Annotated in this window: 20 protein-coding genes and 1 tRNA gene; 6 read left to right on the top strand and 15 right to left on the bottom strand. The window is 45.1% G+C overall.

Annotation, left to right across the window (positions count from 1 at the left end; translation table 11 throughout):
* Positions 1–33: 33 nt before the first annotated feature.
* The 7 genes from IKG78_RS01240 to IKG78_RS01210 form a co-directional block, all read right to left on the bottom strand.
* On the bottom strand, positions 34–1,101 hold the full coding sequence (locus IKG78_RS01240; RefSeq protein ID WP_290938315.1) for a hypothetical protein: 1,068 nt from the start codon (positions 1,099–1,101) through the stop codon (positions 34–36).
* A gap of 29 nt (positions 1,102–1,130) precedes the next feature.
* A complete protein-coding gene (locus IKG78_RS01235) occupies positions 1,131–2,693 on the bottom strand; it encodes a PEGA domain-containing protein (protein ID WP_290938312.1) in 1,563 nt (520 codons plus the stop codon).
* Positions 2,694–2,924: 231 nt separating this feature from the next.
* On the bottom strand, positions 2,925–3,650 hold the full coding sequence (locus IKG78_RS01230; protein ID WP_290938310.1) for an NUDIX domain-containing protein: 726 nt from the start codon (positions 3,648–3,650) through the stop codon (positions 2,925–2,927).
* Positions 3,647–4,828 (bottom strand): hypothetical protein, encoded by a 1,182-nt coding sequence (locus IKG78_RS01225; RefSeq protein ID WP_290938309.1) that lies wholly within the window; start codon positions 4,826–4,828, stop codon positions 3,647–3,649. The genes IKG78_RS01230 and IKG78_RS01225 overlap by 4 nt, the downstream gene beginning before the upstream one ends.
* 10 nt (positions 4,829–4,838) lie before the next feature.
* Positions 4,839–5,756, bottom strand: coding sequence for a peptidase M23 (locus IKG78_RS01220; protein WP_290938307.1), 918 nt, complete (start codon positions 5,754–5,756; stop codon positions 4,839–4,841).
* A 3-nt stretch (positions 5,757–5,759) separates the two neighbouring features.
* Positions 5,760–6,380 (bottom strand): STAS domain-containing protein, encoded by a 621-nt coding sequence (locus IKG78_RS01215; protein WP_290938305.1) that lies wholly within the window; start codon positions 6,378–6,380, stop codon positions 5,760–5,762.
* A gap of 633 nt (positions 6,381–7,013) precedes the next feature.
* Positions 7,014–8,405 (bottom strand): hypothetical protein, encoded by a 1,392-nt coding sequence (locus tag IKG78_RS01210; RefSeq protein WP_290938303.1) that lies wholly within the window; start codon positions 8,403–8,405, stop codon positions 7,014–7,016.
* Between the two features lie 448 nt (positions 8,406–8,853).
* Here IKG78_RS01210 and IKG78_RS01205 point away from each other — a divergent pair, with 448 nt between their 5' ends.
* Entirely contained in the window at positions 8,854–9,759 is a 906-nt protein-coding gene (locus IKG78_RS01205) for a tyrosine-type recombinase/integrase (protein ID WP_290938301.1), read from the top strand.
* Between the two features lie 86 nt (positions 9,760–9,845).
* On the opposite strand, the gene IKG78_RS01200 is transcribed toward IKG78_RS01205, so the two are convergent.
* From IKG78_RS01200 to IKG78_RS01165, 8 genes are all read right to left on the bottom strand, one after another.
* Positions 9,846–10,754, bottom strand: a complete 909-nt coding sequence (locus tag IKG78_RS01200) for a TonB family protein (RefSeq protein WP_290938299.1) — start codon at positions 10,752–10,754, stop codon at positions 9,846–9,848.
* 60 nt (positions 10,755–10,814) lie between these two features.
* Entirely contained in the window at positions 10,815–11,795 is a 981-nt protein-coding gene (locus IKG78_RS01195) for a hypothetical protein (RefSeq protein WP_290938296.1), read from the bottom strand.
* Positions 11,796–11,810: 15 nt separating this feature from the next.
* The gene (locus IKG78_RS01190) at positions 11,811–12,434 is read right to left on the bottom strand and encodes a DUF2238 domain-containing protein (protein ID WP_290938294.1); all 624 of its coding nucleotides are present in this window, start codon (positions 12,432–12,434) and stop codon (positions 11,811–11,813) included.
* A 46-nt stretch (positions 12,435–12,480) separates the two neighbouring features.
* Positions 12,481–13,449: a TonB family protein gene (locus IKG78_RS01185; RefSeq protein WP_290938292.1), complete on the bottom strand. Its 969-nt coding sequence runs from the start codon at positions 13,447–13,449 to the stop codon at positions 12,481–12,483.
* Positions 13,450–13,474: 25 nt separating this feature from the next.
* The gene (locus tag IKG78_RS01180) at positions 13,475–14,299 is read right to left on the bottom strand and encodes a hypothetical protein (protein WP_290938290.1); all 825 of its coding nucleotides are present in this window, start codon (positions 14,297–14,299) and stop codon (positions 13,475–13,477) included.
* A gap of 478 nt (positions 14,300–14,777) precedes the next feature.
* Positions 14,778–15,473, bottom strand: a complete 696-nt coding sequence (locus IKG78_RS01175; RefSeq protein WP_290938289.1) for a hypothetical protein — start codon at positions 15,471–15,473, stop codon at positions 14,778–14,780.
* Positions 15,473–15,937 carry a hypothetical protein gene (locus IKG78_RS01170; RefSeq protein ID WP_290938287.1) on the bottom strand — a complete coding sequence of 155 codons (465 nt, stop codon included), beginning with the start codon at positions 15,935–15,937 and terminating at the stop codon, positions 15,473–15,475. Before IKG78_RS01170 ends, IKG78_RS01175 begins: the two co-directional genes overlap by 1 nt.
* Positions 15,938–16,014: 77 nt before the next feature.
* Positions 16,015–17,217: a tyrosine-protein phosphatase gene (locus IKG78_RS01165; protein WP_290938285.1), complete on the bottom strand. Its 1,203-nt coding sequence runs from the start codon at positions 17,215–17,217 to the stop codon at positions 16,015–16,017.
* A 345-nt stretch (positions 17,218–17,562) separates the two neighbouring features.
* On the opposite strand from IKG78_RS01165, the gene miaB reads away from it, so the two are divergent.
* From miaB to panD, 5 genes are all read left to right on the top strand, one after another.
* On the top strand, positions 17,563–18,891 hold the full coding sequence (gene miaB / locus IKG78_RS01160) for a tRNA (N6-isopentenyl adenosine(37)-C2)-methylthiotransferase MiaB (protein WP_290938283.1): 1,329 nt from the start codon (positions 17,563–17,565) through the stop codon (positions 18,889–18,891).
* A gap of 378 nt (positions 18,892–19,269) precedes the next feature.
* A complete protein-coding gene (locus IKG78_RS01155; RefSeq protein WP_290938281.1) occupies positions 19,270–20,148 on the top strand; it encodes an SPOR domain-containing protein in 879 nt (292 codons plus the stop codon).
* A 115-nt stretch (positions 20,149–20,263) separates the two neighbouring features.
* Positions 20,264–20,347 (top strand) — tRNA-Leu (locus tag IKG78_RS01150).
* A gap of 25 nt (positions 20,348–20,372) precedes the next feature.
* Entirely contained in the window at positions 20,373–21,101 is a 729-nt protein-coding gene (locus IKG78_RS01145; RefSeq protein WP_290938279.1) for a hypothetical protein, read from the top strand.
* An 8-nt stretch (positions 21,102–21,109) separates the two neighbouring features.
* Positions 21,110–21,457, top strand: a complete 348-nt coding sequence (gene panD, locus IKG78_RS01140; protein WP_290938277.1) for an aspartate 1-decarboxylase — start codon at positions 21,110–21,112, stop codon at positions 21,455–21,457.
* Positions 21,458–21,609: the final 152 nt, after the last annotated feature.

Raw genomic sequence — 21,609 nt, 5'->3', positions numbered from 1 at the left:
TAATGACAAAAGACCAGGAACTAACAACTAGAATCACTTACAGGTTCCGTATTTACCTATTGCGTAAATAGAAAATGACGTATTGTTCGTGAACCTAAATGAAATCGATGCCGTTGACGTTATCACGGTAGAGAGAGAAACATATTTTCCCCATCCAGCCTGTTCAAATTCACTCCAGGGAATATCCACAATATAAGCAGCTGTCGTTTTAGCAGGTTTATAAAGAGTCGCAATTGGGTTGTCATACTTAGTCACAGTCGCTTCATTGGCAGGATGAAGTTCTAGTCCCATATACGCATTCGCCTTATAAATGATGCACAATCCCTTCCATGAAGAAATATCATAGCCCTTTAGCAACTCCCCACCGACGTTAAACCCAAGTCCAAGATATCCAACACTCATATCACCACTGTCATCTATTGTGGCTGTGCCTACAATCGCTCCAGCCGATTCCACGGATAATTCAGCAAACGACCTCATCCCATCATCGTTACCATAAGGCCACGTGAAATAAGAACTACCGCCATTACTGTAATCATCATACGCAAACCAATACCCGTATGAATCAGAGCCGTCATCTTTGCCCGTTTCAACTCGAATATCATATGATGCTGCGCAGAACATTGCTTTGGGGCACTTTACAGTACCCGTCACTTCCGTATAAGTTGTTTCATCAAGAACTGTAATTTTTGAGGAACTTGATTTTGCGGTAACAGTTCTGGACGATGAACTTTTCACAACTTTAGACGAAGAAGTAGTTGTAACAGGAGACGTGCTCGTGCAAGACGTACTCAGAGGAACCGCGGTATTGTTAGTACAGATAAAACTTATAGTACATACCCCATCGCTCGATGTTGTAATGGCACCTTCTTCACACATTCTCTGCGGTTGGGCATCGCAAGCAGTATTTAATTGAGCCCATTCGTTGTTACTACAAATAAAATATGTAGTACAATCCCCCTCTCTAACCGACGTTTGCGTTCCGTCCACACAAACTTGTTCTTGCACAGGAGTGCCTCCTGCAAAAGCGGCGGCATACTTGTCGTCCCATTGGCTTACGTAATCGGTACATCCCCACATTGCAGCGACAGATAAAAGCAAAAGAATCTTTTTCATAAGACTAGCACCCACTAAAAAAGGAATGTAAGACCAACACCGACAAGTCCGCCCAAAACCACACCCAACGAAATATTGCGGAAGGTTTGGTACTTTTGGGCATTGTCATGCCCCGTCTGGAATTCCACTTGGTTCGCCGGAGGAGTCGCTGTGGCGTCTTTAGCCTTTTTGTCAAACACTAACGCCATGGCAGCACCAATGACCGCAACACCGCCAGAAATCGCTATCGGCACCCAATGGATTTTCTTTCCGCCTTTATCCTTTTGAACGTCGCTTGCCGCTTGGTCGGCCTTCGCCTGGTTCGATTTTTTTCCATCAAGTTCATCGTAAGCAACTTTGGCTTTGGCCTCAGTCGCATCAACAGACATTGCAACAGCTTCCGGCGAATGCATGAGCTTATGCGTCACCTGCACAACTTCATGCCACTTGGGCTGCACATTCACTTTTTCGGTCCAGCCGTTCCCCTGGAGCATCACGTCTGCGCACAGAGGCACTTCTCCAGCGTAAGGTGTACTGCCAGCGTCTTCTCCATCAATGATAACAAGCACCGCCTGAGGTTCACCTTTGTATTCCACATTAAGTTCTAGACCGCCCTTACCGCGAACAAGTTCCTTATCGAACGTCTCCGTTTTGTTTTTCGCAATGGACACGCGGAATTCAACCGGATCATAGCAGGGATGCGTCACCCTCACATCATGGAACCCTGCCTCCAGTTCAATTCGGGAATCATCTTTACGGACACCATCGACGGTCACATTTAGCACACCGCGATTTGCGGCTTCATTCATGACCGGCTTCATTTCAAGCCAGCCAACGTTCGACGAAAGCGTAAGTTCTATTTTTTGATTATTGCTTTTGACACTTTCAACTTTTTCGGCATCTTCGTAACCATCAAACGTTGCCACAAAGCGATGTTCACCTTCTTCGATCTGGACTTTGCACGGCGTGCTCAAGCACTTGGGAATAGCTTTTCCATCAACCGTAGGCACAGCCCCAGCCGGATTCGAAACGATTTCCACGATAAACTTCTTTTTGCCGGCATAGCTAAACGAACCCGCTTCGCTAATGGAACCAAAACCGCCAACTCCAGCAAATCCGCTACCTTTCACACCGCGGAAAAATTCGGGAGCTTTCTGCTTGATCAAATCCAAAAGTTCTTCGACGTTCTGTCCGCGTCCATTGAAACTTGCAATGAGCTTGTTGCCCGCCGTTTCGTAAAGTTCGGCAGAAAGCGTAAGCGACGAACCGAAACTCCCCACGCGGGCCTGGCAAATATAGTCGGCAGAAATGTTCTTGCCGGTTTCCACTAGGCAACTGCCTTCGCAATCTTCAATCGCTTTACCCGGCGGGAGCATCTGCTGGATGTTCTCTCGCGTCATGATGGTGTAGTTCTGCACCGCAGGGAGTTCCTTGACGGCTTGTTCACGCAATACGTTTGTTAGGTACTGGCGATCCGAAAGCGAGACATTTTCCTTGGCGGCACCATCGACTCCCGTTTCAAGCACAGCTACGTATGTAGCCAAAGCATCCGCAGCAAGCAATAACAGAATTGAGAAAGCAAAAAACAATCGTTTCATGCACGAAAAATAATTTTTTTAGCTATTGGTCATTGGTCTTTGGTCAATGGACATTAGTTATTAAAGGTTTGGAGCTATAAGCGGTGATTGGGGTTAGGGGAAAGCCTTCCCCTCGCTTCTGCCCTACGGGCATCCGCTACCCCTTCTTGCGGGCTTCAAACGCCAGCCCGCAACGCCTGGCTCAGATGGAGTCAGGAAAACACCCCCCGGCGCTACGGCACGCTCAGCAGCCTAGCGAGCATTCTCTCGTCTAGATTCCAGCCAGCGCTCGTAGAGGAAGAGTGCGATCAAATTCTTTCCGTCGATGAACTGGTGAGCAGCTTCTTCGTAGGGCAATACTTCCGTACGAATCCACTCGTTTTCGTCAGTGTAAGTCTGGTTCTTGCCATCCATCGCATCGAGTTCTTTTCGAGTCACATGGCGCTCAATAGCGTAAAGGCGGATGCGCTCGTCCAAAAGCCCGCAGCTTCCGGCAAAGCCATCGCTCGCGCCCTTGTACCAAAAATCCATCAAGTCGATAAGTTCAGAATCGTCGGCCTTGATTTGCGCTTCTTCTTCAAGCTCCGAAAGCGCCACCTTGCGGAAATCGCCCGACCAGTCCAGAATCCCCGCCGGAATTTCAAGCGACGCCGTCTCCGAAATGGCGAATCGCGGTTGACGCACCAAAAGCAAGTAACGCTTGCCTTCGCAATAAAGCACGACAAGCACGCCCACGGCATGCCCGCGCACAAGCACAATCCCGTGCACCGGCTTGCCATCTGGCAAAAAAGCTGTCGCATTCAATTTGATAAACAGCGGAACATGGCGTTTACTAAAATAATCGACCGAAGCGAAATGCACCTTCGTAATCGTGAATTTTTTTTCGGAAGCCTCGAGCCATTGCTTATAAATTCGACTTTCGAGAATTATCGGTTTGTCTTCTTCAGGGATTTCAGCAGCAAAGGAATATTCAATCATTTCGAGACCTTCTTATCATCATGAAGCGAATCGGCTTTAACGGTATCGCGGGCAACGGAATCTTGCACAACCGTATCAATCACAACAGTATCGCGTGCAACCGTCGCCGACTTCCATATACCGAATAAACTATCTACAAACTTTGATTCGTCCTCTTCATCATCGTTTTCAAGAACAAGGAAATTTGACGAAAGATTATAAACAAACCAATCTATCTTCGTCGAAGGTCCACAAGAAATTTCATTATCGTCCGGCACGAACATAGAACGCCAAAATGTCATCTTTTCACCAAACACAAAACCGGAATATCTGAATGTTTCCACCCATGCGCACTTTGGAATTTTTTCGATATAGTACAAATTCGTATGCCAAACCGTATCCAAACGCACATTGACCTTGCCTAAAGCCGTAGTATCATATTCCCACTTGTCTTTAAGGCAATACATAGAATCAGCCGAAGCGCAAGCATAATGCACCGGAACAAGCACCGTATCGTCAAGGCGCCAGTTGTCTGGGAAAAGCGTATCCGCAACAACATCGCTGCATTTATCCACACGCCTTGTACAATTCGCACGGAGCGTCCGCCAATAAAACTTCTGCGGAGTAATCGAATCCAGCACCCGCAAAACCGAAGGAGAATCCTTTGTACGCAACGGGAGTGAATCCATTTTTGCAAAAGCCGAATCTACAAAAATGTAGAACGTATCCGTGACAATCTTTCCGCGACGAAGCTTGATGGAGGTAATCAGCGAATCCGTATCGTTTTTCACGACTATATCCGTCAAGTCCGAAGGAACATCTTCGGGAAGCACCATTTTGAATGTCGTATCCGAGCGGTACATCGGCGCCGGACAATCGTCCGTATTCACCTTGATGTTCACTTGGGGAGAAATCACAAGCTGAGATTCCTCGTAACTTTCATCCAAATCAATTGACGTAAGCGAACAATTCGAAAACGACCAAATCTTAGAAAGCGTAATATATAGCGTATCCGAAATCAAGTGGACAGACTTTCCCGAATCTAGCACAGCCCCCAAGAAAAATCCATTACCCTCTACCGCCTCACCGCCAGGCATCACATCAAGCGGACCATCGCCGTCATGCGTACAGCCGGCGAAAAGCATCATCAAAGGGAACAATAAAATCGAGAATAAAAAAATTGCGGATTCACGCTTCATACAGACTCACTCAAAAAGGCAAATGCTTCTTGAATATAGCAATTTGAGCGGAATCCACTGGGTGCGTCAATTTGTAGAAATCCTTCCAACGCACAAACAACCCATTTTGACGCAAAGTCAAGAAGAACGAAGCGCTATCTTGCGGAGATAAGCGGCCCACAGCATCCTTGACATCAAGCATCTTTCCGACGGTAGGAGCCATTTTCCACGAGCCAATGCCGAACATACGCGAAGTCACGCCATTGCCATGATTGAGTTCGACAAACATTCCCAATGAATCGCGCCCCGCCTCCAGCACAACCCCCGGAAGCACAGGGTAAATCGGAGCCTCCCCTAGCCCTCTAAAGACATCCGCTGAAAGCAATTGTTCCAAACCCTCGAAGTCAAAGTTATCGACAATGGATAGCGCAGACCATCCGAGCGGAACATGCGGACACGGCCCCGGAAAAAGGCAGCCGGTCTTGCTCGAAATCCAGACCTTCGAAGAATCTTCACGCGGCATGTGCAAATAAACACTACGAGTCGTATCTTCTACAACGACAAGAAGCGCCTCGCCAAAATCCTTCTTGGGAGCGACCCAATGAATTTTCGCCCCATCCGATGCTAAACCTTTGACATAGCGCAAAAAGGAATTCGGGAGGACTAGCGAATCATTCACCACCCACGAACACTGCACATAGCCATCCTTGAGTTCAAATGGGGTTCCATCATAAGACGTGCAACCTTCAATCCACTCTTCAACACGCTGAAGAACGGGTTCCTCGTTTCCGGGGAGCGGAAGTTTATCGGCCAGCTTGCGAAACCAGCCGTTCGAGAAAGCAACAACTATCAGAATGAAAAAGAAAACGATTCTTACTAACGGGAACTTGTGCTGTAAGTTATTTTTTCTTTTTTTACGTTGGATCTCTGTCGGAAAATCTACGGGCATCGACTACATGAGGTAATAGGTCGCTGCAGCAATCGCAATCAGCAAAAGAACGATTACGACAAAAGCAGTGCTCTTCGAAGACGGTTCTTCATCTTCAAGCGGGTTTTTGTCCAAAACTTTCGGTTCAACTGGTGGAGCAGGCTTTTCAACAGGCTTTTCATAAACAGACGGATCGATTTTTTCCACGACCGCAACACGAGCTGTCGGAGGATCCTTTTTCGGTATATTAGCCACCGACGGAGCCGCAGTTGACGGAGCCGCATCTTTGGGCGTTTCTATCGGCGTAAATGCCGCCATATCCGATTCGCTCATAAAAATGCGGATAAATCGTTCTAGCCCCACCTTCTTCAAACTATTCGATAGAGATTCCTTATCGGCAAGAACCGCAAACGCACCGTTCTTGTTAGACAGTTCCTGATGGCACTGCATAAAGGCATTGTAGGCATCGCTATAGACAAAGTCAAGTCCCGACAGATCCACAGCAACAAACCTGAAGCCAGCATCATAGCTCATGATGGTACGGAAATTTGACTTGAACCGTTCTGCATCAAACGCACCTATCGGATTGAGAGGAGCTGGGAGAACAAGGAACAAACCCACATTTTTTGTATATATCTGCGTCATGTAAACAAATATAAGCTATTGTACGAGCAATATACTCAAAAAAATGAAGATTTTTAGTGTAATATGTAGGGATTTTGGGTATGAGGTATGGGCTCGGGGCTTGAGCCCCTTTGACGCCTTCGGCGTCTGCGTCTGCACTCGGTCATAAAAATATGCAATAGTTCACAAGGCGAAGCAAGCAGAAAACATTTATGTTTTCTATTTGTGAGCCGAAGAAATAGACGCGAAGCGTCAACCATATTTTTGCGACGCTCGTTTTGCACGCTACTGGGGTATGGGCTAAAGCAAGTGGTTGGTGGTTAGTGGTTAGTAAACAGTAGGCAGTGTGCGGTCATCCTGGAGCGTAGCATAGGGACAACCTCAAAAGGCGAGCATCGTAGCCATACTTGTATGGATATGATTGAGCCAAAGAGGTTGGGGCTTGCCCCATCCAGTGAAAGTTTGGGGTATGGGCTCGGCACTGCGTGCCTTCGGGGTATGGGGTATGAGGTATTGCAACTAGTTCCGTGTAAGCTGGTCCCGGCCCTTCGACGTAGCTCAGGGACCTTAGGCCGGGATGACAAAGCAATTAGTTCCGTGTAAGCCACCAACGCCGACGGCCTAACGACTAATGACCAATGACTAAAAACTAAACTATTCCAATATTTCGTCGTCGGTTTCGATAATCGGCTTTGCGGGAGCCGGTGTCGTTACAGACGATGCCGGAGCGGCGCGATTTTCGACGGGAGCTGCCGGTTCCGATGTTGCAGACGAGGTCGGAGCAGAAACTTGAGTCGTAGGTTCCGCAGAAGCCGGAGCAGCAGGTGTAGCGTTCGCAGGTTCCGTTGCAGGAGCCGTCGTCGGAGTCGAACCAACAGCCGATTTCGTTTGCGAAGCAGCCTCAGACACAGGTTGTTCTTGAACCGTTTCCACTACAGATTCTTCAACCGCATATTCCTCTGTGTCCTCCGTCACAAGTTTCTTCGATGCAGCAGTCGGACTCAGGTGACTCTTCTCTCTCGGCTTGTGGCCAAAGAGGTACGGGCTAAAGCTAATGCTCACGCGGTGTACCGGAGAAAACACCGGATGCGATTCAAACGCATAATCCACGACGAGGAAATTCATAATCGTAAGACCGGCACCCGCCGTCACGCTTTTGAACGTCGTAAAGCTGCTAAGGCCGACCCGCAACTTGAGTCCAAAGTCAAACGCAAACTCGACACCACCGCGACCGCCAGACAGCCAATCCAAAGGATCTTCCCAAATGCGCTCGCCACCATGCGTATCTTCATCAAAATCCAAATCCCTGTGATCGTGATGGAAAAGTCCTGCGCTCTGCCAGTAGAAATTGAACTTGCCATAGAGGTACGCCACAGGCAGCCCATAGCTCAACGCGAGGTAAAATTCAGGAGCAGAATATTCAAATTCGCCAGAATCCCAGGATGCAGCCGACGAGGTCCAGCCTTTCAAGAGGCCCGCCACGTAAAAATCGTCTTTAATCTGGTAACGCGCACTCGCATCGCCACGGAACCCCCAACCGCTCTGGTCCATATCACGATACAGCACATGGAACGCAAGTCCAAGGTCCAAACGGTCTAAAAAGCGACGGCCCCACGCCACAGAAAACACCCAGTCTGCATAAGAAAGCGTGTTGTAATTGGAACCTTCGGGCAGCGGCTCACCATCCTTGATGTCAGGAATATCGTCAGCACCGAACCTAGCGAACGAAACGCCAAGGCCTTGGTTGTTAAAAAGCGGAATCACCATCGACGCATAATCGTACTTGGTATCTTCATAATAAGCCGTATGCGAAAACGAAGCCCACATGTACTTCGCCTGCGAAAGCTGGTACGCATTCGTCGAAAGGCCCAGATAATCGCCTTCGACCGCTAAAGTCGCCGACCCCAAAGCCGCAGAACGCGCCCCCGGTTCAGTATCAAGAGTCGCATTCGCCCCCACAACGCGGTCAGCAGCATAAGCCACCGTCGCAAACGCAGAAGCAACGAAAAAAATCCGAAAAAAATTAAAATTCTTCAAAAAAGACATTTGGTGACCACTAAAATAGATTTTTTTCTCTCGGCAGACTCCCCAAAATAAACGTATTTCGTCCAAAAACGCATAAGACCTAGAATTTGCGAGCCCTTAGGCTTATTTTTACCCAAAAATGCTACCAAACCGACCATTTTCTTTCGTTTAGTAGCATTTTTTCAACTTTATACGAAATAAAAATGACATTACCAAGGAATTTGATGCTACCAAATCCACTTCTTTGAGATACTTGGTAGCATATTTCAACATCATTTTGCCGCAAAGTCCTATTTTTCAATTAATTTATAACAAAAATGTGATACCAAACCCCTAGAAAAATCCAATTTAGTAGCATAATTTGGCATTTTCCGCCCTTTTCGTCCTCGATTTTCACCAACAACGTCCATTTAAGCTGTTTTTCATCCGGAAAAATGTTTATTTTTCTCCACAGAAACCGTAAAAAACAATGCTTTTAGACGAATACATCCAAAATTTCTTGATATACCTGCAAACACAGCGCAGGTATTCCGAAAGGACGGTCATCACGTACCGGAAATCGCTTGAAAAATACCTCGCCACGCTCACGGCGGCTCAAGCGCCCCTCGAATCTTTCTCAGAAATGAACATTAAGGGTTTTGTGTGGGATATGAAGATCAAGCAAAAGCTTGCTCCCACAAGCATCTGCGAACACCTCGCCGCCCTCAAGAGTTTCGGCAAATACCTCGTCCGCTCCAAAATTCTCGACAAGAATCCCGCCGATGCCATCCCGATGCCCAAGCGCCCCAAGCGACTCGTCAACGTCCTCGGGCAAAAGGACCTCGCCGAAAACAAGTTCGACAAACTCGAAGAAACCCAAGAACCAACTTTGCCACAAGTCCGCGCACGTCTTTTGCTAGAACTCATTTACGGTTCGGGACTTCGCATCTCAGAATGCCAAAACCTCACCTGGGACCGTATCGACACAAGTGCAAAGCTTGTTCGCGTGCTCGGCAAAGGCAACAAAGAACGCATCGTACCGATTACAGAAAGCTTTATCAAGCGCATTGCGAATTACAAACAAATGCAATTACAAGCAGGGCATATTCCCACCGTAACAGGCCTTGTATTCTTGAGCGAAGAAGGCAAACCCTTCGGACTGCGAACATTGCGAAACGACATCCACGACTTGCTCCGCAGCATCGGCTGGGAGGGCAAGGCAAGCCCGCACGTGCTGCGACACAGCTTTGCCACGCACTTGCTCGAAAATGGTGCCGAAATCATGAGCGTCAAAGAGATGCTCGGACATTCAAACATCTCAACCACGCAAGTCTATACGCACGTCAACGCCGAACGCCTACGCGAAGCCTTCAAGAAAACACACCCAAGGGCATAACATTTAGCAGTGATTAAGGCGACTCTGATAACAAACCAAATCGTTGTCAGAAGAACGAAGCAAAGCAAAAACATGAAAATTTTCGATTATTTAGGCTGCGACGAGGTTTTGTCATTTTCAGAAAAATGAATGGGAACATAAACAACAATCTTCCCAGATTTAACCTTAGAGAATGTCCATTGACTTACTGCGTTTCTTATTTCTTCATCAAATTCTTTAACACCCGTAGTCGATTCCATTATCGACGTTTCTTTTACGGTTCCATCCGCAGCAATCGTTAGCTTCAAAGTGATTTCGCCTTCAATTGTATTAGCTGAATTTTTCTTCAGGAATTTTCCGTATATATAATTTAAATTGAGGCTTTGTCGAAATTCATTTGCAACTCTTGAACGCATATCTTGATTAAGAATTCGTTTATCCGCAGATTCAATCTTTTCATAAAGAACTTTCACAGTCCCTCTAGACACAATATCAAGAAAATTTTTAAGAAAACGATCGTTGTCACGACCAAATCTTGCAACAACACCATAATCAAAAGCTTGTGTACGAATATTTTTTAAGAAATCGCAAGCTGATTCAATTTTTTTAGAAGAGTCATACCTTAATAAGCATCCAATATCGTGCCGAAGCCCCCGATTCCTTTTTTCCTTATGAGTCCGTTCAATCGGGAAAAAAGCCTTCATCAAGCTATCTTTGGTCCGCTGCACTTCAAGTTGTTTCGCAGAATCCTGTAATACGGCAGTTTGCGTATTTGCATCAAGAGAATCTTCAGAAACCACATCCGCAAGAGAATCGCTTTTTTCCGTTACATTCTGTAACGCAGCAGAATCAGGCGATTCAGCGGGTTTGGATATTTCAGCTACACCGAAACTATTCGAAGCGTTGCTTACCGACTTTTCATTTTTAGAATCATTATCGACATTGCAACCAGCCCACAGCACCGCTGTAGCCAACAATGCAATTTCACTAAAATATTTGCTAAAGAAATTTGCCATACACCTATTATACAAAATAGGCTATTTATAGAATCGTAAAAATATCAAAATCAACGTGACTCATTGACCATAAAGCACGTTCATCTTTTCTACAACTTGTGGAAAATAGTGTTCTTCTACAACAAAAGATATTCCATTCTTTCTAAAAATGAACATGCGGAAACCATTGTTATTGCACTTCATTTTACACAGCCCCAATTTGTCAAACGAAAAAGTTTTTTCTCCGTAACGGGTGCAAAATACAAACTTATCATTGAACCATCTGATTTCAAGAATTTCCTTTGAATTGCGATAGGCTTCGACCCAAAAAAGGATAGCCAAACATAGGCAACAAAACCAATCAGAATCGACATTCCCATTTATTCCAATAAAAAGGCAAAGCACAGTCAACAAAAGTCCAATAATACATTGCCCCCAAATGGTTAACATGCCACAACGGCATCCCAAGGGCTTGTATGTTATATATTCAGCATTTTTTGCTTTGATCATTTTATCCGTTGAACATCCGTAAATTCGGCATAACATTTTCACAACATCTGGAAACGCCCTTTCACGAAGAACAAATGTCTGCATTCCCTTTTTTAGATAAACACCGAAACCATCTCTTCCTGCCTCACCGCAACGACAAGGGAAAAAATCATTAAACAAGAATTCCTTTTCGCCATAGAGAGTTTTCAAAATAAATTTATCCTTAAACCATTCCACAGCAAAAACTGTTTTAGAAAAAGTATAAATAGCAAAAGCATAAACAGCACTTGACACCAACCAAATCGGCCACAATGACTTCATGCCATCAACAAAAAATACCTCAACCATAACAAACACTAACGCTACGATGAAAAAAATCATTAGCAAAATACATTCGATACGGTTCGGCCTTGCAATTTTGTACTCAATGAACCTATCAGAATCTTTAACTAAATCCTGCTCATCATTTTTGTCAAGAAAAGTAAAGCCATTTATATCGCCTTGACTTCGTTTGATAATAGTTTCAAGTTGGCGTTTCCGCATTTCGGGCAAATCATAATAGAAATTCTTCAAAGCAATTAAATTCAACTAAAGATTAGGCAAGTTATTTGATGCAGAAGAACGTAGAGTTTTCAAGCGAATGATAACCGCGATGGTCGCCCCGATAAGGCACATGAACATATCCGTCTGCGTATCCCAAATGTAGCCCTGCGTTCCTAAAAACGCTTCGGTATCCGTCGGATTGCTGAGCGATGCAAGCCATTCGATAATTTCGTACAAAGCCGAAATCGCCTCAGCCACGCACACCGACAAGAACCCCGTCCAGCCAGCTGTCTTGATCGGAGTCGTGCGGCGCAAAAGTTCAATCATCACAAGCCCGGGCGTGACACCTTGCATCAAATGCCCGATTTTATCGTAGTTGTTACGCGTCCAGCCGAACCAATCCTGCATCCAGAATCCAAGCGGAACATTCGCATACGAATAATGCGCCCCCATCAAAAGCACCGCCATGTGGAGCGCAATCACCACGTAAAGAAACGTTGGCATCCTAAATCTTTTGTACGTCAACACAAGAACCAACAGCCCGACAATCGCGGGTGTCGCTTCAAGAACCCAAGTGAGGTAAGTATCTTTGACTCCGATAACAGACCAAAGCGTTGTCAGGAGAACAAATACAAGCAAGAACAAATGAGATTTTGGAATATTATTCATAGCGAGAAAATACAAATTTTCAATGATTTAAACAGCAAAATATGGTTTATTCATAAAAATGAATAGGCACATAAACAACAATCGTCCCTGATTTAACCTTAGGGAACGTCCATCGACTTACTACGGTTCTTATATTTTCATCAAATTCTTTAACGCCCGTCGTCGATTTCTTTATTGAAGATTCTTTTACACTTCCATCAGCAGCAATCGTCAATTTTAAAACAATTTTTCCTTGAAATGTATTAGCAGAATCTTTCTTGACAAATTTTCTGTATATATGCCTTAAACCCGGACTTCTTTGTTGAAAAACACGTTTAATTCTAAAAAGCATATCTTGATTAGGAGTTCGTTTGTCTGCGAATTCAATATTTTCATAAAGAACTTTCAGAGTCCATTTAGACGGAAACACATTCGAATTACCCAATAACGATTGAAGAATAGACCTACCATCTACAGAAGCGTTTTCAGGACCATTATTAAACCGACCTTCAGAACCATCATTAATGCCAAGACGACGTGGTCTATTCCTATCCGCAATAACACCATAATAGCACATAACAGAGCCCAAATCTGCTCTAGCTTTCAAAATCGAATCACGATTTTTTGCAAAAATAAACCTCCGCATAAGAGCATATTGATATCCGTCTTTCTTTTTTTCTACATCATTCCATTCAATCGGGAAAAAAGCTTTCATCAAGCTATCTATAGTCCGCTGCTTTTCAAGCAGTTTCGCGGAATCCAACAATACGGCTGTTTGGGCGTTCGCATCAAGAGAATCTTTAGAAATCTCATTCGCAAGAGAATCGTCTTTTTCCGTTACACGCGGCAACGTTGTAGAATCAGGCGATTCAGCGGGTTTGGACACTTCAGCAACACCGAAACTGTTCGAAGCTCTGCTTACCGACTTTTCATTATTCGAATCATTATCGACGTTACCGCAACCAGCCCACAGCAACGCTGTAGCCATCAATGCGAGTTCACTAAGATATTTGCTAAAAAAATTTGCCATGGCCATAAATAACAAAATTCAAAACAAGCAGTCAATGCCAAAAGATTTCTTTTACAATTTTTTTCACATCGTTTTGGCTCAAAGGTTTTTCGGAACTTTCCATTGAGATGATGAAATTTTTCCCAGGGACATAGCCGCTTTGGAGGTAAGACGATAATTTTTTGACCGCCAGCGACGCATACTCAGGATCGTCCATCATTCCCAAATGTTCCCACAGCACATCCTTGCGAGTCCGCAAATCAAGGCAAGTAAAATCAGGATAAACGGTCAGGCCGCCATCTGCGAGTTTCAATGGACATTCGTATTTATAAGGGATTCCCAAACGCCCAAGCGTATCCGCGATAATCACCTCGGACTTTGAGCGGACGCGTTCGCCATTCGCCGTCCGCAAATCAGGAGCACCCGCATCAAAACCTTTTCCCTTGTACGGTACGGCAAGCCAACGCCTTGCATATTCATCATCAGAAAGCTGAACCGGCTCAACCAACGACTTGCGCTCCGCATTCATCTGACTGTAAATGCTAGTCAATTCTTCAGGGCTATATTTTGCGATAAAGCCATCAATCAAAGAAAGTTCGCGTTCCATTTCACGAAGTGCTTTTTCGTCATAATCTTTTTGCGCAAGTTTTGACATTTGCGAGACATTGTCTTTGGGAATATACTCACCTTTTTGCGAATCGGCATCAGTCATATGATAACCGTAAAACTGATTTCCGCGTTTCGCGAGCCTCAAACGCCCCTGCGGAGCACGCTTTAAAGATTTCTTAGTCCATTCAACAGCACGGAGAAGTACCTCCGCACGAGATTGCAACAAAGGCAACAAAATATCGGGAGACAGCCGTTCAAACGATTGCATCGCACCCTCTTATAATAGCACATAAAACAAACGATATAGCAAACCGAGGAGCGGACGCATCCTGCATATAATAATAAAGAGCGAAGTCGCTTTTTAGGCAACCCTGCTGCTTAAATATGCAAAATTTTTAGTTTAAAAGCAAGAAGAAAGGCAATTTTTGTGTTTTCAAGGGGCATTTTTTGCCAAAACATGCTACTAAAACAAGATTTTCCGCAATTTAGTAGCACGAATTTTACTTTATATTCAATATTTGGAAGCTAAGTTGTTGCAATCATGCTACTAAAATAATTTTTTCAGCGATTTAGTAGCACAAAAAAAGAATTCGCAAACACCAAACCGTGCCAAAACAAGTTACTTTATTCAAATTTCATGCTACTAAATTCAAAATTTCGGCAATTTAGTAGCACATTTTTGCGATTTTCATACTTCAACTTGGCTAAATTGACTACAACACGCTCTAAAAACATTTCAAAAACTATTATTTCCGCACAAGCTTCAGGGCTAGGCCGAAGGCCGTGCTGTTTACAGGAACGTCGTCCTTATTGTCGCCATCAAAGCTAAAGCCCCATGCAATTTTTCCGCTAAGCCCTATCGCATAGTGCTCCGACACAGACCAAACATTGCCAAGTTCAAGAACTATAACTGTTTCTTGTTCAATGTTACTCATCTGGTTTCCGTTACTCGAATACTCCATAAGAGAAGGGCCTGCCGCAATGCTTACAAACACCCCCTGTAATGAAGAATCGTTCAATTCAAACGGATAAACCATCACCCCCAAAAGCAACGAGATGTACGCTCTCGTCCATTTCCTTTGAAATTCATCCTTATCGAGGGAATAATACTTGTACTCTTCCGTACCGTTTACATAGAATACGCCAACATTTAAAAAAGGAACAAATGAGAAGGGAAGAATATCCCTAAGTATAACTCCGCCTTTAAAATCAATATCTACACCCAAGCCATCAAAAGATGTTACGTTATAAAAAAGGTCCTTATTATAAACCATTTCATCTTTTTCACGGTCGAAATAATAATTGTACTTGGATTTGACCTTATACGATGTACTTATGGACTTTCCGCCTACAGTAACATCAAAGTACGGATAAACAACCCGTTGAGTATCGGCATACGCAACCCACGCGAAGGACAAAATAAAAAGCAATATTTTCTTCATTACCCTTCGTCCTTAAAAACAGCGTAGTTCACAAACTTGCCACACGACGTATCTTCTGGCGAAAGGAATGTCACCAAATCATAATCCCAACCACGAGGGTTAACAGCACGTTCATCAAGTTCCCTAAAATCATAATCGATTCGTCTTGAATGTATCGCTTCTATAACGTACGTAGGCAAAGGAATTTCACGTCCGTTACAAAAGAAAGATATATCGACAATAAATTCAACATTTTCTGAATGAACTTTTAAGCTATCCCAATCATCACTAAAAACAGCATTACCATGTGAATTGGAAACAGTCACACACTCTAGCGAATCTATAGCAGAAGACGAAACGCACATTTTCAACGAATCCGTCCCAGCAGGTTTCACAGCAGCAATATTGATATCGTAAGCGTGACCAGACGGCAAGTCAGGATCGCAGCCCATGCCACATAAGCACATTCCCAACAACAGTATCAAAGACGAAATACGAAATAAACGAACATTCATATTAAAAATGTATAAAAAAAAGCAGGAGTCATTTTGTATAAAAAAAATTACTTTAATCGTACTTTCAGAGCTTCAATTTCACCCGATTCCATGCCGAGAGCAAGCAAATATTTTTCTGTCGCAGCCGCCAAATCGACATTCTCGAAATCCGAAATATCGACACCTACGGTATGATACGAGTTTCGCAAATTATTGGCGATAACTTCCTTAATCAAATCAACCTGTTTCGAGGTCAACGCCACCTGCACACCATCTACAATGCTGTAGTAATTCGTGAAGGTTTTTGCGTAATCCGACTTGATTTCGTCGGCAGTCGCACCCATCAGCGCTTCGAGTACGGCAATCGTAAATCCAGTCCGGTCCATGCCATAAGTGCAATGCACCAAATACGGTCCATCATGTTCTATCATATAGCGAAAGCCCTTGACTAGACCGTTCTTGAAAACTTTATTCACAAATGTCGGAGGGACACCAAGGAAAACAACATTCTGCGTTGAATAATAAGAATTCGTCCAACCCCTATACGTAATAGCGGCATCCTCGCCTTCTGCAAGATCCATAAACGTCGCCACTCCGGCAACCTTCGCCAAGGAATCTGCATATAAATTACGCCCCAGCCCCGCATCAATCGGGCTTGACGAACGATACAGCACGCCCTCGCCCATTCCCGTTGTCTTCACGACTCTGAAATTCGCAAATTCCGGAATGGATAGGTCGGGGTAAGCATCTAAATAAGCGGACATCGATAAATGGTTTCGCAATTCTATATAATCGAGATAACCGCCCTTTTTCTTCATTTGAACAACAACGTTTATCGGGAATTTTGCATCGCGTTCAATGCCAACGGCTTCGGACGCATAGCCGTTACTGACCTCAAGCGTCACATAACCGGAACCATCACCGACACTTAAAAGAAATTCTCCTGTAGAAACATTGCCCGTAGATGTAACCACAGGAACATCCACCGTGTCGTAACCATCGAACATCACCGTCACGATGTCGCCACGTTCAAATACCGTCAAGAAGGAATCCGCCTTAAAATTGAGATTCACGTCCCCGTAATAGAAAAGATCCAAGGTGTCTTCCATGACAGTGGTCGAAATCGAAAGAACACCCTCTGGGGAAACAGTCTTCGAAGAGTTCGAAGTACTCGAAAGGTCAGCCGCAGAATTCGAAGAATCCACCGCAGAACTTGAGGAAACTACAGAAGTGTTCGAGATGGCGACAGAAGAGCTCGATTGAATATCCATCGAAGAAAGTTTTTCTGGAACAACAAGAAAATAACTAGGGTTATCGTCGCTGCAAGCGGAAAAAAAACAACGCCATAGCTAGCGAAAAAAAACGCAGCTACCCTCTTTTTGATAGTCAAGCCCAATCCCTTCATCGTTTTACCTCAAATTATATATAACAATTTTCAGCTCATAGATAAAAGGGGACCTCTAAAAAATGCTTTGATTAGGAAAAAGACGGGTGGACCAGCCCAATTTTAGTTTTTCACGATTTTGTAGCATGTTTTTGCATTTTCCGCACTTTCAAACAGCCAAATTCGCCTTTTGCGCCTTTCATCTCTCGTCTAAAAATCTATTTTTGCGCGCATGACGAAATACCACTTGGCCACTTACGGCTGCCAGATGAACGAATACGACTCCGCAATGATTGCGCAGGAGCTGGATTTATGCGGTTGCGTTGAGACGAACAACCAAGAAGATGCCGACATCATCATCGTAAACACCTGCAGCGTGCGTGAAAAGGCCGAGGAAACCGCCATCGTGAACATCAGCAAGCTCAAGTACTTGCGAAAAAAGAATCCCGATGTGAAAGTCGTGGTATGCGGTTGCATGGCAAAGAACCGCGGGCCGGAACTTTTGAAGCGACTCAAGAACGTGAACTATATCGTAGGCCCAGACCAGTATCGCAAAATTCCGGAACTGTTATTTGGCGATATCCACAGTCCGCTGCACCAGACGCACCACAAGATGTTCATTGACGAAGACCGCGACGAAAACTATCTCGGCGAATACGCCAAGTTGAACAACAACTTCAACACATTCGTCGCGATCCAGCGCGGTTGCAACAAGCGTTGCAGCTACTGCATCGTGCCGTACCTTCGTGGTCCCGAGAAGTACCGCAACATGGACGACGTGCTGACAGAAGTCAAACGAGCCGCAGACAAAGGCGTTACCGAAGTGATGTTGCTCGGCCAAACGGTGAATGCATACAAAACGCCAAACGCGGATTTTACGACATTACTGACAAAAGTTTCTGAAATCGGTGGCATCAAACGTATCCGCTTTACTAGCCCGCATCCACGCCACTATACGAACGAACTCATCGACGTTCTCCTGAACAACCCGAAAGTTTGCCATTACGCACACATTCCGCTCCAGAGTGGCTCCGACGCCATCCTCAAGAAGATGCGCCGCCAGCACAACATGGAACAGTACATGACCGTCATCGAGCAATTGCGTAGCAAGGACCCGTTCTATGCGATTTCGACAGATGTCATCTGCGGATTTGTCGGCGAGACCGAAGAAGATTTCGAACAGACTATCAAAGCGTTCGAAGCGTGCCAATTTGACACGGCATACATGTTCATCTACAGCCCGCGCAAAGGCACCGAATCGTACAAAGAAACGGAAATTCTCACGCCCGAAGAAAAGCTCGCCCGCCACACGCGCCTCGTGGAACTCCAGAACGCGATTACGCTCAAACGCAACCAGATGATGATGGGCCGAACCGAAGAAATTCTCGTCGAAGCAAGTTCCACCCGCGATGCCACTGAATTTGTCGGCAAGACGGACAACTTCAAAAAGGTCATCTTCAAGCCAGAAGTTGGCCGCATTATCAAGCCGGGCGATTACGTGCAGGTGAAAATCGACGACATTCGCGGCTGGACACTCCGCGGAACGCTAGTTAGTGGTTAGTGGTTAGTGGTCAGTGATTAGCAGGAAGTAGGAACGTCATCCTGAACGATAGTGAAGGATCCAGTTACAGTTCCTGCAAACAATGGCAAAGGATCAGGGGTTAGTGGTTAGTGGTTAGTGGTTAGTGGTTAGTGGTTGGTGGTCAGTAGGAAGTAGGAAGTAGGAAGTAAACGGCAGCCAATTGTTATGCTCTTACGAGTTTTTTAATCGGTCGCAGAATGCGTCAATGCACAAAGTTCATTTTTACTTTCTAAAACGTCAACCTCGCACTCTAGTTCGCCGATGTAACTCATGGAATATCAATGACTTACGCATTCTGCGATCACCGCTTTATAAAAATATTTGTATCTTTAGTCACGAGGGAAAATAGAGGCTACCATGGCTAAATACTTTATTCAAAATCTAGTTATTACCAGTGCACTGTGCACATTGGCCACAACTGCATCTTTTGCAGAGGCCTCCCCGACTCTTGCTACCGCCCAAAAGGCCTACGTGAATGGCAACTGGAAAGAAGCCGCCTCCGCTTATGAGCAGGTATGCCCCGTACAGCCCGATTCGACTCGTACCGAATGCTACTTGTGGAACATCCTCGCCCTTTCGCAAACAGGCGTTGCCGCAGATTTCAGTAAAGCAGGCAAACGTCTCGACAGCCTCATCGACAAGACGAATCCGCAAAAAGCGATTTATTCCGATCTCATGATGACAAAGGCTCAATTCCAGATGTACCTCGGTCGTTACAACAAAGCAGCCGAATCACTCGTCCATGCCATAGAAACGTCTCAACCGCACCAAGCGAGCGTGCTGCAAAAAGTCTGCACCGCAGTACAAGACCGCGCCCGCAGCGCTGAATTGAACGAAGCCTGCAAGAATCTCGGCAAACCTCAGGCGAAAAAGACCATTCCCGAAGCCACGACACAAACGGCAAAGACAGAACAAAAACCAACAGATGTCAAAACAGCCTCAAATCCAGAAACATCCAAGGCTCCCGAAACAAAGCCCACCGAAGCTGGATCCGCATGGCAGCTGCAACTAGGCGCATTTGGCGTCAAATCCAACGCCGATTTGCTCGTTGACAACTTGAAGAAACGAAACATTTCATGCACAATCACGCAGAACACGCTCGAAAGCGGGAAAATTCTCTATATAGTGCGCACAGGACCATTTGAAACAAAAGAAAACGCTGTAGATTATGGCGCAAAAAAACTAGCACCCCTCAATGTAGAATTCAAGCCTATGCTTGTTAAACAGGCTCTTTAAACAAATAAAATTGCAAGCTAAAATTTTTTTTACTGTTTTTATAGCATAAAACACGCGTTTTTTACTCATTATACCTACAAAAAAGAAAAAATAGTTCTATATTTGTGATACCCCCGCCGGGGTGGTGAAATTGGTAGACGCGCTGGACTCAAAATCCAGTACTCGCGAGAGTGTGAGGGTTCGATTCCCTCCCCCGGCATTAAACGTTTAAGAAAGAGATCAAAATGAGTAATATGTTCAAAGTGCTTTCTACTGTATTATTCGTGAGCTCATTAGCATTTGCTCAGAGTGATGACCTCTTTTCTGAAGACTTTCAGGACGCTGCAACAGCAGACTCCATTGCACAAGCCAATGCGCAAATTTCCGAATCCAATGTGGGTACAGCACAAGCTAATGGAGCTCAGTGGGACGGATTCAATTACGAAGATTTAGGTCTCACCCAGTGGGAATATCAGCAAGCCAAAGAACAAGGTGTTACACGTGATAAACTCACGAAGCTTGTTGAACTTGGCATCCGCCCGACAGAGTATCTCCAAAAGCCGTGGAATAGGCTCGGTGTGAGCGAAGAAGATTGGCTCAGCCAGCGTGCCGAAGGTATGGAAGATGCGGACATAGACCGTTCTTACCGTTACCATCAAGGCGAGCAGGGCAGCGCTTATCTTTCCCTTTTGATTCCTTCCTATTATCAGTGGAAAACTAAGCAAACCGCCAAGGCAACCTTTATGGATGTTCTTGAGATTGGTAGTATCTCTGTCACAGTAGTTCTTGCCGTTCAAGGAAAGAGTTATTGGTATTACGGATTTATCGGAATCGCAGCTGCACATTTCTGGTCTTTTGCAGACGCATTCCTCAGCACCCAATGGGATAGCAACCCAGATGCAAACCGCTTCAGTTTCGGTGTCATTCCGACTCCGGAAAAAGGTGTTGCTAGTTTCCTTAACGTCAAGTTCTAAGCAGCAAAATGCAGCTAGAATTACTTAAAAGCAAAATTCATCGCGCTACAGTTACTGATGCGAACCTCAACTACGAAGGTTCTATTACTATCGCACGCGATTTGATGGATGCAGCACACATCCTTCCCTTCGAAAAAGTTGGCGTTCTCGATGTCAACAACGGTTCGCGCCTTGATACCTACGTCATCGAAGGTCCGGCAAAGTCTGGCGTTATCTGCTTGAACGGAGCAGCAGCCCGTTTGGTACAGCCGGGCGATTTGGTCATCATCGTGACTTATGCAACGATGTCCCCGGAAGAAGCCAAGACATGGAAACCGACGGTCATCCGCGTCAACGCCAAGAACGAGATTATTTAGTTGTTGGTCATTGGTCGTTAGTCTTTAGTTATTAGTTGTCCTCGCGTGAGCGGGGATTTTTTGTATTCTGTAGAATATGACGTAATCCCTAAAAAAAATTGCATTTTGCCACTTCGTGACAAGATAATGTTATATATTAATGGTGTACGGCA

The sequence above is a fragment of the Fibrobacter sp. genome, assembly GCF_017545445.1.
GTDB lineage: Bacteria > Fibrobacterota > Fibrobacteria > Fibrobacterales > Fibrobacteraceae > Fibrobacter.
The sequence above is the reverse complement of the archived record's forward strand: the minus strand, read 5'-3'. Positions and strand labels throughout refer to the sequence as shown.